Origin of the sequence: Sphingomonas sp. LR60 (assembly GCF_036855935.1) — a bacterium.
Taxonomy (GTDB): Bacteria; Pseudomonadota; Alphaproteobacteria; order Sphingomonadales; family Sphingomonadaceae; genus Sphingomonas.
Map to the genome: position 1 here is coordinate 2,387,599 of NZ_JASPFK010000001.1, position 13,830 is coordinate 2,401,428.

Below are 13,830 nucleotides of genomic sequence, written 5' to 3' on the forward strand. Positions count from 1 at the left end.
CGCGACGAGACAGCGATAGGCCCCTGCCTGCGCAGGGGCGACGGCATGTGGGGGAGCCGTCCCTCTCCGTCGTCGCCCCGGACTTGATCCGGGGCCCCGCTTCTTCTGGGCCCACCGAGAAGAAAAGCGGGATCCCGGATCAAGTCCCGGAGGACAGAACCGCTCCTACCGCCGCACATCCAGCCCGCCGGCAAGGAACGCATCGACGTCCCCCTGCCGGAACAACGCCGCATCGCCCGGCAGCGAGTGCTTCAGCGCCGCCAGCGCCAGCCCGGTCTCCGCCGCCGCCGCGATCCCCTGCCCCTTCAGCAACGCATGTAGCACGCCGGCCGCGAACGCGTCGCCGCCGCCGATCCGGTCGACGATCCCGGCCAGCACCGTCTCGGGCGTCTGCGCATGATCGTCGCGCGTGTCGATCCGCGCCGACAACCGGTTCAAATCGACATGCTCGACATGCCGCGCGGTTGAGGCGATCGTCATCAGCTTCGGGAAGCGCGCGAACGCCGCCTCCGCCGCCGCGCGCCGCCGGTCCTCGCCATCGCCGCCGAAATCGTCACGCCCGAGCAGCAGCGCGATGTCCCGATGGTTGCCGAACATCAGATCGGCATGCTCGACAATTCGCGTCAGGATGCCACGCGGATCGCTGTCCCAGCGCGCCCACAATTTCCCGCGCCAATTGCCGTCGAACGACACCGCGACGCCACGCGCGCTCGCCGCTTCGGCGGCGGCAATCGCGCTTTCGGCGGGCACCGGCCCCAGCGCGGGGGTAATCCCCGACAGATGCAGCCGCGTCACTCCATCGAGAATCTTGTCCCAGTCCCACGCGCTCACCGGCGCTTCGGCGAACGACGATCCGGCGCGATCATAGATCACTTCGGTCGCACGCATCCCCGCCCCGGAGGTGACGAAATACAGCCCCATCCGCTCGCCGCCGGTCTGGAGGTGCCGCACATCGACGCCGTGCCCGCGCAGGAAGGTGATCGCGCTTTGCCCCAGATCGTTGTCGGGAACACGGCTGACGATGCCGACGTCGTGGCCCAGCCTGGCTAGCTGCGTGACGACATTCGCCTCCGCCCCCGCCACCCACACGTCGAAGCGCGGCGTCTGCATCAGCAGCTCGCGTCCCGGCGGCGACAGGCGCAGCATGATCTCGCCGAACGCCAGGAACTTGCCCATCATTTCCGCTCCACCAGATCCACGAGCGTCGCGCGCTCGGCGTCGTCGGCCTGCCAGCGCCCGGCGAACTTGCCGCCCGCGCCGAACAGCGCGTCGACCATGCCGCGCGCATCGTTGGCAGCCCACAACGCCGCCAGCTCGTCCGCCATCGGATCGTTGATCGGCCCCGCTTGGCCACGCAGATGCCGCAGCCACCCCGCCAGCGCGGTCAGCGTCGCGGTGCGATCGACTCCTCGAGTGCGGTTGATCGTCAGCGCCTCCAGCCAGCGCGGCCCGACCTTCTGCGATCCGTCGGTGGCGATCTGCGCCAGCCGGTGTTCGAGCGACGGGTTCGCGAAGCGCGCCAGCAGCGCGTCGGCATAGCCGCGCAGATCCTGCCCCGGCGCGGCGTCGAGGCTCGCGGCGGCTTCGTCGCGCATCAACCGCTCGACGGTCGGGCGCACCGCCGGATCGGCGATCGCCTGATGCACATAGTCGTGCCCCGCCCCGAACCCGAGATAGGCGAGCGCCGAATGCGCGCCGTTGAGCATCCGCAGCTTGGCGGTCTCATAGGGGCGCACGTCGGCGACGAACTGCGCCCCGCCGACATCCCAGCGCGGACGATCGGTGGCAAAGCGATCCTCGATCACCCATTGCCGGAATGGCTCGGTCACCACCGCCCCCTCGTCGCGCAGACCGAGCCGCGCTTCGATCCCGTCGAGATCGTCGGCGGTGGTGGCGGGAACGATCCGGTCGACCATCGTCGACGGACACGCCCAGTCGCGCTCGAACCAGTCGCGCGTCGCGCCATCCAGCAGGGCCGCCACGCCGTCGCGAAGCACATGGCCGTTGTCGGTCATATTGTCGCAACTGACGAGCGTCATCGGCCCCGCCGCGGCGGCGTGCCGCTCGCGCACCGCCTGCGCCAGATAATGGTAGATCGTGCCCCCCGCCGCCTCGACCGAGGCGGCATCGATCCCGCCGCCGGGCAGCCGGTGATACCCCTTTTCGGTCACGGTCAGCGTCACGATGCGCGTCGCGGGCGCGGCCAGCGCCGCTGCCACCGCTTGCGGATCGTGCGGCGCGACCAGCACCTCGCGCACCGCCCCGATCAACCGCAGCCGCTCGCCGGCCGCATCGCGGGTCGCGACCGTGTAGAGCCCGTCCTGGGCGGCGAGTTGTTCGTGGACCTGGCGCGAGCGCAGCGACACGCCCGTGATCGCCCAGTCGCGATCCCCCGCCGCCATCGCATCGTCGGTATAGACCGCCTGATGCGCGCGGTGGAACGCACCGATGCCGAGATGCACGATTCCACGCGCCTGCTCGGTGCGTGCATAGCCGGGCTGCGAAACATCGCCGGGCAGCGATGCGCGGGTTGCGTCCGAGAGCCTCACAGCTTGTACGCCTTGCGCACCAGCCCGTCGGTCAGTTCATGCGCCAGCTCGACCGCCTCCCAATCCTCGATCCGGTGTTCGGCGACCAGCCGCGCGAGGAACGCGCAATCGACACGGCGCGCGACATCGTGCCGCGCCGGGATCGACAGGAACGCGCGGGTATCGTCGTTGAAGCCGACCGTGTTGTAGAAGCCGGCGGTCTCGGTGGTCAGCTCGCGATAGCGGCGCATCCCCTCGGGTGAATCGTTGAACCACCATGCCGGCCCCAGCTTCAGGCACGGATAATGACCCGCCATCGGCGCCAGTTCGCGCGCATAGACGCTCTCGTCGAGCGTGAAGAGGATGATCGTCAGGTCCCGCTCGTTGCCGACCACATCGAGCATCGGTTGCAGCGCACGGGTATATTCGGTCCGCACCGGAATGTCGGCGCCCTTGTCGCGCCCGTGGCTCGCGAACAGCCCGGCATTGTGGTTGCGGTACGAGCCGGGATGGATCTGCATCACCATCCCGTCCTCGACGCTCATCTTCGCCATCTCGGTCAGCATCTGCGCGCGGAACAGCTCGGCGTCCGCCGCGTCCCACGTGCCCCCGACGATCTTCGCGAACAGCGCCTCGCACTCGGCGGTCGACAGGTTCGCGGTCTGCGCGGTGGCGTGGCCGTGGTCGGTGGCGGTCGCGCCGGCGGCGCGGAAGTCGGCGCGGCGCTTGCGATGTGCCGCCAGATAACCCGACCAGCTTTGGACGTCCTCGCCGGTCATTGCGGCGAATTTTTCCATCGCGCCCTCGAACTGCTCATGCTCGACGTCGATCACGCCGTCGGGGCGATAGGTGGTGACGACACGCCCCTTCCAGCCGGAGGCGCGGATCGCGTGATGCGCGTCGAGGCTGTCGTGCGCACCCTCGGTGGTGGCCAGGAAGTCGATGCGAAACCGGTCGAACAGCGCGCGCGGGCGGAAGTCGTCACCCGCCAGTCGCGCGTTGATCGTGTCGAAATACAGGTCGGCGGTCTCGGCATCCAACCGCACGTTGAACCCGAACACCTCGGCGAAGACATGGTCGAGCCACAGCCGCGACGGCGTGCCGCGGAACAGGTCGTAATGCGATGCGAACCGCTTCCACGCCGCGCGCGGATCGGTGGCGGGCGCCCCACCGCGGTGCGGGATGCGCAGGTCGTCGAGTGCGATCCCCTGCGAATACAGCATCCGGAACACATAATGGTCGGGCGCGAGCAGCAAGGTGGTCGCATTGTCCCACTTCGCATCGGTTGCGAACCAGGTCGGGTCGGTATGGCCGTGCGGACTGACGATCGGCAGCGCGCCGATCTCGGCATAGAGCGCGCGCGCGATGTCGCGGGTCGTCGGGTCGGCCGGGAACAGCCGGTCCGGGTGCAGTTCGAGCGGTCGTGTCATCGTCAGTTCGCTCCCATGAAGATCAATCCGCGCTCCAGCCCGCGCAGCTCCGCCAGCCCACGCATCCGTCCGAGCAGCGAATAGCCGGGGTTCGTCACCTTGGTCAGGTCGTCGATCATCTGATGCCCGTGATCGGGACGCATCACGATCGACCGCCCCTCGCGGCGTTGCAGCGCCACCACCTCGGCCATCACTGCGGTCAGGTCGCCGCTGCCCTCCAGATGCGCGGCCTCGTGGAACGCGCCATCGGGTTCGCGCTGGACGCTGCGCAAGTGGAGGAACCCGATCCGCGTGCCCAGCCGCCGGACCATGCCGGGCAGATCGTTGTCCGCCCGCACCCCGAACGATCCGGTGCAGAAGCATAGACCGTTCGCGGCACTAGGAACGGCGTCGAACAGCGCGGCCACGTCCGCTTCGGTGCTGACGACGCGCGGCAGGCCGAAGATGGGGAACGGCGGATCGTCGGGGTGGACGACCATCCGAATGCCCAGTTCCTCGGCAACCGGGCAGATCGCCGCCATGAAGGCGTGGTGGTTGGCGCGCAGCTCGTCGGGGCCGGTATCGGCATAGCCATGGATCGCATCGAGGAACTGCGCGGAGGTGAAGCTTTCCTCGCTGCCCGGCAGCCCGGCGATGATCGTCCGCTCCAGCCGCAGCCTCGCCTCGTCGTCCATTGCCGCGAAACGTCGCGCCGCGCGCTCGATCGTCTCGGCGGCATAGTCCGCCTCCGCGCCCGGCCGCTTCAGCAGGTGCAGATCATAGGCCGCCACCGCGTCCAGTTCGAACCGCAACGCGCGCGCGCCATCGGGAAGCGTCCACGCCAGATCGGTCCGCGTCCAATCGAGCAGCGGCATGAAGTTATAGGTGACGGTGGTGATCCCCTCCGCCGCCAGATGCCGCAGGGTGGTGATATATTGATCGATCAGCCGGTCGCGCTCCGGGCCCGCCGTCTTGATCGCCTCGTGCACCGGCACGCTCTCGACGGTGGTCCAGCCGAGCCCCGCGGCCTCGATCATCGCGCGCTGCGCGGCGATTTCCTCGCGCGGCCAGACGACGCCGTTGGGGATGTGATGGAGTGCGGTGACGACCTCGCGCGCGCCGGCCTGACGGATATGCGCCAGCGGCACCGGATCGCGTGGTCCGAACCAGCGCATCGCCTGCGTCATCAACACGTCCGCCATCCTCTCCGATCCTGCCGCCCAACGGCGTTTCGCCGCTTCTGTTAGCGATAACACCTCATGAAGCAAGTTTAGGGCAAGCCGCTCCCCATCCCGGCCTGGAGCACCGCATACCATTGCGCCCGTGTCCACTCGACCCGGTACGCCCCGGCCGCCGCCGCGATCCGGTCGGGCGTTTGCGACCCGACGATCGGGATGATCCGCGCCGGATGCGCCATCACCCACGCCAAGGCCGCAGTCGCCGCATCCACGCCATAGGCGGCACCATGCTCCGCGAGCAACGCCCCGGCCGGATGCGCGGCGTCGGTCAACCGCCCACCACCCAGCGGCGACCAGGCCAGCACCGCAAGGTCATGCTTCATCGCATGGTCGAGCGTCCCGTCGAACAGCGGCGCGACATGCAGCGCGGAGAACTCCGGCTGGGTCGCGACGATCGGCTGTCCCAGGAACGCCTGCAACGCGTCGAACTCGGCCGGCGCGTGGTTCGACACGCCGATCGCGCGCACCTTCCCGCTCGCCACCATCGCATCCAGCGCGCCCGCCACTTCCTGCGGATGCGTCAACAGGTCGCGGCGGTGGACCTGGTAGAGATCGACCGTCTCCACCCCCATCCGCCGCAACGAGATCATCGAGTGCCTCGAAAAGATATGCGCGGCTGCTATTGTACGGGATGCCGGGTCGTATGCCGGCCTTGGTCGCGATCACCATCCGGTCGCGTAGGCCGCGATCCTCGGCCAGCGCACGCCCGAACAGCGCCTCCGCCGAACCGAAGCCCGCCGGCACGTCGCAGCCATAGATGTCGGCGGTGTCGAACAGCGTGATCCCCGCCCCGAACGCGGCGTCGATCAGCGCGCGCACCGCCGCGACATTCTCGCCGGCCAGCCGCCACATGCCCCAGGCGAGCGGCGAAACCATGATCCCGCTCTTGCCCAAGGCCCGCGGTTCATTCGATAGGCGCAATGTCGTCATTCGGGGCGGCATGGCACAGGGTCGATCGGGATGATAGCATCGAACCGTTTCCCCGCACCGGGCAGCCCGGCAATGATCCGCCATGTCGCGATCGTCGGCGGCGGTTTCTCCGGCGCGCTGCTCGCCATCAACCTGCTCCGCCACGACGGACCGCGCGCGACGCTGATCGAGCGGCGCCCGGCGCAGCTCGGTCGCGGGGTCGCCTATAGCGCCGCGCACGAGGAGCATCTGCTCAACGTCCGCGCGGGCAACATGAGCGCGCTGCCCGACGATCCGGACCATTTCGTCCGCTGGCTGGCGCACAATGCGTTGGGCGACCGCACCACCTTCGTGCCGCGCCGGGTGTATGGCCGCTACCTGCGCGAGATGCTCGAACAGGCGGTCGCCGCGCATCCGCACCGCCTGACGCTGATCGACGATGAGGTGCGCGCGATCGCGCCAGCGGACGACGGCCATCAGGCGACGCTGGCGGGTGGCGGCACCCTGGCGGCGGATGCGATGGTGCTCGCGCTCGGCAACCTGCCGCCGCACACCCCGGCGGGGATCGATCCCGAGGCGCTGCCGCCGGGCTGCTATCGCGGCGACCCCTGGGCGGGCGACATTGCGGAGGGATTGCACGACGACGATACCGTGGTGCTGGTGGGCAGCGGGCTGACCGCGGTCGACGCCGCGCTGTTGCTCGACTCGAGCGGCTTTCGCGGCCGGATCGTCGCGCTGTCGCGACGTGGGCTCGCCCCGCGCCGCCACGCCGATACGCCGCCGCAGCCGGGTCTGTCCGAACGTCCGGCCGCAACACTGTCGGCGCTGTTGCGCCACGTCCGCCAGCGCAGCGCGACGATCGGCTGGCGTGCGGCGGTCGATACGCTGCGCCCGATCACGCAATTGATGTGGGGCGCGGCGGACGCGGCGACCCGCGCCCGCTTCCTTCGCCACCTGCGCCCGTGGTGGGACGTGCATCGCCATCGCCTCGCCCCCGCCGTCGCCGACCGGATCGACGCGCTGCTCGCCGCCGGCCGGCTGGAGGTGCTGGCGGGCAAACTGGTCGCCGCCACCGCCGATGGTCCACACGCGCTGCTCGACTGGCGGCCGCGCGGCGAAAGCGAGACGCGCCGGATTCGTGCGGCGCGGATCGTCAATTGTACCGGGCCGCAGGGCGATCTGTTGCGCTCGGGCGAGCCGCTGCTGCGCGACCTGCTCGCGCGCGGGATGATCCGCCCCGACGCGCTGCGCATCGGGCTGGAGGTCGATGCGCAATCGCGCGTCGTCGATGCCGACGGAACGGTCGCCGAACACCTCTACGCGATCGGCCCGATGACGCGCGGCGGATTGTGGGAAGTCGTCGCCGTCCCCGACATCCGCCAGCAGAACTGGACGCTGGCGCGGCGGCTCGCCAATGCGCAATGGGTTGGTGGCGAAGGACTCTGATGCGAAAACGGTTGCGCGCCGATGATGGTAGCGCTACCTAATCGCTCAACGCGCGGGCGCAGACCCGCCGAATGGATCTGAGAGGAGCCCGAGACGATGCGTCGCCTGACCCGTGCCTATCTGTTGCCGCTGCTCGCCGCGCTGCCGCTCGCCGCGTGCGGTGATCGCACGACGACCGCCGACAACGCCACCACCGCCGACAACGCCACAACCGCCAACGCCGCCGCTACCGACGCGCCGCGCGCCAAGGACGGCCGCCGCTATCTGTCTCAGCCCCTTGTCACCGACTTCTACACCGCCGACCCCTCGGCGCACGTCTTCGACGGCAAGCTCTACGTCTATCCCAGCCACGATATCGACGGTTCGGCGAAGGAAGACGATCTCGGCAATCACTTCGAGATGCGCGACTATCGCGTGCTCAGCATGGACAAGCCGGGTGGCAAGGTCACCGCGCATCCCGTCGCGCTCGACGTCAAGGACGTGCCCTGGGCCAGCAAGCAGATGTGGGCACCTGACGCCGCTTATAAGAACGGCACCTACTTCCTGTACTTCCCCGCCAAGGACAAGCAGGGCGCGTTCCGGATCGGCGTCGCCACGTCCAAGTCGCCGGTCGGCCCGTTCAAGGCCGATCCGCAACCGATCGCGGGCAGCTTCTCGATGGACCCGGCCGTCTTCACCGACGACGACGGCAAGAGCTATATGTATTTCGGCGGGATCTGGGGCGGCCAGCTCCAGCGGAACACCAACGGCACCTACGATCCGAACGGCTCGAAGACCGATCTGCAGGCCGACGACAAGCCGGCATTGACCCCGAAGGTCGCGCCGATGGCCACCGACATGAAGGCGTTCGCCGCCAAGCCGCGCGACCTGGTGATCCTCGACGAAAAGGGCAAGCCGCTGCTCGGCGGCGACCACGATCGCCGCTTCTTCGAGGCGTCGTGGATGCACAAGTACAAGGGCAAATATTACTTCAGCTATTCGACCGGCGACACGCATTACATCGTCTATGCGACCGGCGACTCGCCTTATGGCCCGTTCACCTACAAGGGCCGCATCCTCCAGCCGGTCGACGGCTGGACGACGCACCATTCGATCGTCGAGTGGAAGGGCAAATGGTGGCTGTTCTACGCCGACACGCAGCTTTCCGGTCAGACGCGCCTGCGCAACGTCAAGATGACCGAGCTGAAGTACAATCCGGACGGCACGATCCAGACGATCGACCCCTTCGTGAAGTGATGTTGTGCCCCGGCGCAGGCCGGGGCCCAGTTGGGGAACGCAGCCGCATTCCCCGCGACCTCCGACATTGGGCCCCGGCCTCCGCCGGGGTGCTCATCTGAAAGACACCCATGTTCCTCGGCATCGACATCGGCACCTCGGGCGTGAAGGCGGTGGTGATCGACCGTGACGGCACGATCGCCGCGCAGGCGACCGCCGCGCTGACCGTTCAGCGCCCGCACCCGCTCTGGTCCGAACAGGATCCCGACGCCTGGTGGCAGGCGACCGACGCCGCGGTCCGCGCGCTTCCCGCAGATGTGCGCCGTGCGGTCCGCGGCGTGGGCATCGCGGGGCAGATGCACGGCGCGACCCTGCTCGGCGCCGACGATCGCCCCCTGCGCCCCGCGATCCTCTGGAACGACGGCCGCTCGTTCGCGGAATGCGCAGAACTGGAGCGCGCGGTGCCCGGCCTGCGCGACATCGCCGCGAACATCGCAATGCCCGGCTTCACCGCGCCGAAGCTGCTGTGGGTCAAGCATCACGAGCCCGAGACCTTCGCCGCGATCCGCACCGTCCTGCTCCCCAAGGACCACGTCCGCCTGATCATGACCGGCGAGAAGGCGTCCGACGTCTCCGACGCTGCCGGCACCCTGTGGCTAGACGTCGCGAAGCGTGACTGGAGCGACGAACTGCTCGCCGCGACCGGCCTCACCCGCGACCAGATGCCGCGCGCCGTCGAGGGCAGCGACGTGACCGGCACGCTCCGCCAGGAGATCGCCGATAACTGGGGCATGGACGCCGTCCCCGTCGCGGGCGGCGGCGGCGACAATGCCGCGGGCGCGGCCGGGATCGGCGTCGTCCGCGACGGCGACGCCTTGCTGTCGCTCGGCACTTCGGGCGTCATCTTCGTCGCCACCGACACGCTGCGCGCCAACCCGGCGGCGGCGGTCCATGCCTTCTGCCACTGTATCCCCGACATGTGGCACCAGATGGCGGTGCACCTGTCGGCGGCGGTCTGCGTCGACTGGGTCGCGCGGTTGATCGGCGCAGCAGGCGCCGCCGACGTCTTCGCGCGCGCCGAGATCGCCGGCCCGGCAAACGGTCCTGAACTGTTCCTCCCCTATCTCTCCGGCGAGCGCACCCCGCACAATGACGCGCAGGTGCGCGGCGGCTTCCTCCAGCTCGACCACGACAGCACGCCCGAACGGATGGCGCAGGCGGTGCTCGAAGGCGTCGCCTTCGCGCTCGCCGATGGCGTCCGCGTCCTTCGCGAATCCGGCACGACCGTCGAGCGGCTGTCGGTGATCGGCGGCGGCGCGCGCTCGCGCTATTGGGGCGAGACGCTCGCCGCCGCGCTGGAGGTCGAGCTGGCCTATCTCAAGGGCGGCGAGGTCGGCCCCGCGATGGGCGCGGCGCGCCTCGCCCAGCTCGCGGTAGACGGCGGCACGCCGGCCGAGGTCTGCATCGCTCCGCCGATCAGCCACATCATCACCCCCGACCCGACGCTCGTCGACCGGCTCGCCCCCAAGCGCGCCGCCTTCCGCGCCGCCTATTCCCGTATCAAGCCGTAAAGGAACCCAGCGAATGGCCACCGACTTCTTCGCCGACATCCCCCAGATCAAATATGAGGGGCCGGAGTCCACCAACGAACTCGCCTATCGTTACTACGACAAGGACCGGGTCGTGCTCGGCAAGCGCATGGAGGACCACCTCCGCTTCGCCGCCTGCTTCTGGCACACCTTCTGCTGGCCGGGGTCGGACGTGTTCGGCGGCGGCACCTTCAACCGCCCGTGGCACGCCGGCGCGAACGACAGTGCAGCCTCGGCGATGAAGCGCGAGGTCGCGTTCGACTTCTTCACCAAGCTCGACGTGCCCTATTATTGCTTCCACGACGTCGACGTGATGGCCGACGCCAACAGCGTCGCCGAGCATCGCCGCTTCTTCGGCGAGGCGGTCGATCATCTGGAGAAGCTCCAGGCATCGTCGGGCCGCAAGCTCCTGTGGGGCACCGCCAACCTGTTCGGCAACCCGCGCTTCGCCGCCGGTGGCGCGACCAATCCGGACCCGGAAGTCTATGCGTTCGGCGCGATGCAGGTCCGCGACGCGCTGGAAGCGACGCATCGCCTCGGCGGTCAGAACTACGTGCTGTGGGGCGGCCGCGAGGGCTATGAGACGCTCGCCAACACCGACCTGAAGCGCGAACTCGACAATCTCGGCCGCTTCCTGTCGCTGGTCGTCGAGCACAAGCACAAGATCGGCTTCGACGGCACGATCCTGATCGAGCCGAAGCCGCACGAGCCGACCAAGCACCAGTACGACTTCGATACCGCCACCGTGTACGGCTTCCTCAAGAAGTACGGGCTGGAGAACGAGGTCAAGGTCAACATCGAGGCGAACCACGCCACGCTGGCCGGCCACACCTTCGAACATGAGATCGCGATGGCCGGCGCGCTCGGCATCTTCGGCTCGATCGACGCCAACCGCGGCGATCACCAGAACGGCTGGGACACCGATCAATTCCCGAACTCGGTCGAGGAACTGACGCTGGCGATGATCGAGATCCTGCGTGCGGGCGGCTTCACCACCGGCGGGTTCAACTTCGACGCCAAGGTCCGCCGTCAATCGATGGACGCGGTCGACCTGTTCTACGGCCATGTCGGCGGCATCGATGTCGTTGCCAAGGGCCTGCTCAACGCCGCCGCGTTGATCGAGGACGGTCGTCTCGACGCGATCAAGAAGGAGCGTTACGCCGGCTGGGACGCCGATTTCGGCCAGCAGGTGTCGACGCTCGATCTTGCCGGGATCGCCGATCTCGCCGAGAGCGCCGACGTCAACCCGCGCCCGCGCTCGGGCCGTCAGGAGCGGATCGAGAACATCGTCAACCGCTTCATCTGATCCGACGCACACCCACCCGTCTGATCCGACGCACACCCACCCGTCATTCCCGCGAAGGCGGGAATCCAGACGCGCAGGTCCTCGTAAGAGGCGAAGCGTCCGACGTTCTGGATCCCCGTCGACGCGAAACCTCTGCGAAGGTCTGGAATCGTCCTGGATGCATCGTTGCCCCGGACTTGTACCGGGGTGACGGGTGACGTTCGCGAAAGCAGGGATGACGGGTGTGGCGGGCACAATGCCCCCAAGCGGAACGACGCGGCGTCGGGCAGCATCCGGTCGCGCCACGCGCGTTCCCGCCCCTGCCCGACGGCGGCTAATTCGCCCGCGTCACGGCACCAGCAACGCCGTATCGGCCACCGCAGGGTTGCGAATCCGCCCCCCGCCGCCTAAATAATGTCCGACTAATTCCCATCACCGAAGGACGATCATGATCGACGGAGCGATGCTCATCGGCGCCGAGGCGCGTCAGGCTGACAAGCGGTTCACCTCGGTCGATCCGTCGACCGGCGCGACGCTGACGCCGGACTTCTCCTCCGCCGGCCCCGATGCGGTCGACGCCGCCGCCGCACTCGCCGCCGAGGCGTTCCCGACCTTCGCCGCGACCGCGCCCGAGGCACGCGCGACCTTCCTCGAAGCCATCACCGACGAAATCCTCGCGCTCGGCGACGACCTGATCGTCCGCGCGATGCAGGAAAGCGGCCTGCCGCGCGCGCGCCTCGAAGGTGAGCGCGGCCGCACCGTCGGCCAGCTCAAGCTGTTCGCGCAGGTCGTGCGTCAGGGCGATTGGCTCGACGCCACCATCGACCCGGCGATGCCCGACCGCCAGCCGCTCCCGCGGCCCGACCTGCGTCGCATGAACGTCGCGCTCGGCCCTGTCGCGGTGTTCGGTGCCTCGAACTTCCCGCTCGCCTTCTCGGTCGCGGGCGGCGACACCGCCTCGGCGCTCGCCGCGGGCTGCCCGGTCGTCGTGAAGGGCCACCCCGCGCACCCCGGCACCGGCGAGATGGTCGCGCGCGCGATTGCCAAGGCGGTCGAGAAGGCCGGGCTCCCGGCCGGCGTCTTCTCCTATCTGCCCGGCGAAACCAACGAGCTGGGCGGCGCGATCGTTCGCGATCCGCGCATCAAGGCGGTCGGCTTCACCGGCTCGCGCGGTGGTGGCATGGCGCTGATGAAGATCGCTGCCGAGCGTGAAGAGCCGATCCCGGTCTATGCCGAAATGTCGGCGATCAACCCGGTCGTCATCATGCCGCTCGCGCTCGAAGCCCGCGGCGCGGCGCTGGCGCCGGCCTATGTCCAGTCGCTGACGATGGGCGCGGGCCAGTTCTGCACCAACCCCGGTCTGGTCCTCGCGATCGCCGGCCCCGCGCTCGACGCCTTCGTCGAAGCCGCCGGCCAGGCGCTGACCGAGAGCGCGCCGACGACGATGCTCACACCGGGCATCCACGCCAGCTTCGAAAAGGGCGTCGAGGCGCTCGCCTCGCATTCGGCGGTCACCACCGTCGCGCGCGGCAAGGTCGGTGAAGGCGTCAATCAGGCGGTCGGCGCGCTGTTCCGCACCGACGCCACATCCTTCCTCGCCGATCGCGCACTCGGTCACGAGGTGTTCGGCTCGTCGTCGATCGTCGTCGCCTGCCGCGACCTGAACGAGCTGAAGCAGGTCATCGCCAGCCTCGAAGGCCAGCTGACCGCCACGCTCCAGATCGACGCCGAGGACGAAGCCGACGCCAAGGCGCTGGTCCCGGTGCTCGCCGATCGCGTCGGCCGCATCCTCGTCAACGGCTGGCCGACCGGCGTCGAAGTCGCCCCGGCGATGGTCCACGGCGGCCCGTTCCCGGCGACCAGCGACGGCCGCACCACCTCGGTCGGCACCGGCGCGATCTACCGCTTCCTGCGCCCGGTCAGCCTCCAGAACCTGCCCGCCAGCCTGCTGCCGGACGCAGTCTCGGACGCCAACCCCTGGGGCATCGCCCGCCGCATCGACGGCAAGCGCGAGGCCTCGCCGCGGTAAGCGTTTCGGATTGCTGAGAAACGGAAAGGGCGGCCCTGAGGGCCGCCCTTTTTGTTTGCCCGGTCAACGCCGGCCTCGCGCAGCCGACCTGCCCCAGCCCCTCGTCATTGCGAGCGCAGCGAAGCAATCCCGGGCGTCCTGATCCAGCCCTGGATTGCTTCGCTACGCTCGCAATGACGGAA

Annotated in this window: 10 protein-coding genes and 1 pseudogene; 6 read left to right on the forward strand and 5 right to left on the reverse strand. The window is 69.1% G+C overall.

The annotated features are described in order from the left end of the window. Positions 1–165: 165 nt before the first annotated feature. The 5 genes and pseudogenes from QP166_RS11230 to QP166_RS11250 all read right to left on the reverse strand — a co-directional run bounded on the left by QP166_RS11230 (position 166) and on the right by QP166_RS11250 (position 6,027). A complete protein-coding gene (locus QP166_RS11230; RefSeq protein WP_333917323.1) occupies positions 166–1,176 on the reverse strand; it encodes a sugar kinase in 1,011 nt (336 codons plus the stop codon). Continuing rightward, positions 1,176–2,549, reverse strand: coding sequence for a mannitol dehydrogenase family protein (locus QP166_RS11235; RefSeq protein WP_333915976.1), 1,374 nt, complete (start codon positions 2,547–2,549; stop codon positions 1,176–1,178). Before QP166_RS11235 ends, QP166_RS11230 begins: the two co-directional genes overlap by 1 nt. Beyond that, complete coding sequence (gene uxaC / locus QP166_RS11240) at positions 2,546–3,958, reverse strand: glucuronate isomerase (RefSeq protein WP_333915977.1); 1,413 nt, start codon at positions 3,956–3,958, stop codon at positions 2,546–2,548. Before uxaC ends, QP166_RS11235 begins: the two co-directional genes overlap by 4 nt. A gap of 2 nt (positions 3,959–3,960) precedes the next feature. Further along, a complete protein-coding gene (gene uxuA, locus QP166_RS11245; protein ID WP_333915978.1) occupies positions 3,961–5,139 on the reverse strand; it encodes a mannonate dehydratase in 1,179 nt (392 codons plus the stop codon). A gap of 68 nt (positions 5,140–5,207) precedes the next feature. Beyond that, positions 5,208–6,027 (reverse strand): annotated as a pseudogene (locus tag QP166_RS11250) (aldo/keto reductase). On the opposite strand from QP166_RS11250, the gene QP166_RS11255 reads away from it, so the two are divergent. From QP166_RS11255 to QP166_RS11280, 6 genes are all read left to right on the forward strand, one after another. Further along, positions 5,933–6,139: a hypothetical protein gene (locus QP166_RS11255; protein ID WP_333917397.1), complete on the forward strand. Its 207-nt coding sequence runs from the start codon at positions 5,933–5,935 to the stop codon at positions 6,137–6,139. The pseudogene QP166_RS11250 and the gene QP166_RS11255 overlap by 95 nt on opposite strands. Continuing rightward, positions 6,136–7,530, forward strand: a complete 1,395-nt coding sequence (locus QP166_RS11260) for an FAD/NAD(P)-binding protein (RefSeq protein WP_333915979.1) — start codon at positions 6,136–6,138, stop codon at positions 7,528–7,530. Before QP166_RS11255 ends, QP166_RS11260 begins: the two co-directional genes overlap by 4 nt. Before the next feature lie 96 nt (positions 7,531–7,626). Beyond that, positions 7,627–8,766, forward strand: a complete 1,140-nt coding sequence (locus QP166_RS11265) for a glycoside hydrolase family 43 protein (protein WP_333915980.1) — start codon at positions 7,627–7,629, stop codon at positions 8,764–8,766. Positions 8,767–8,876: 110 nt separating this feature from the next. Next, complete coding sequence (gene xylB, locus QP166_RS11270) at positions 8,877–10,316, forward strand: xylulokinase (protein WP_333915981.1); 1,440 nt, start codon at positions 8,877–8,879, stop codon at positions 10,314–10,316. Between the two features lie 13 nt (positions 10,317–10,329). Next, a complete protein-coding gene (gene xylA, locus QP166_RS11275; protein ID WP_333915982.1) occupies positions 10,330–11,640 on the forward strand; it encodes a xylose isomerase in 1,311 nt (436 codons plus the stop codon). A gap of 427 nt (positions 11,641–12,067) precedes the next feature. Further along, a complete protein-coding gene (locus QP166_RS11280; RefSeq protein ID WP_333915983.1) occupies positions 12,068–13,648 on the forward strand; it encodes an aldehyde dehydrogenase (NADP(+)) in 1,581 nt (526 codons plus the stop codon). Positions 13,649–13,830: the final 182 nt, after the last annotated feature.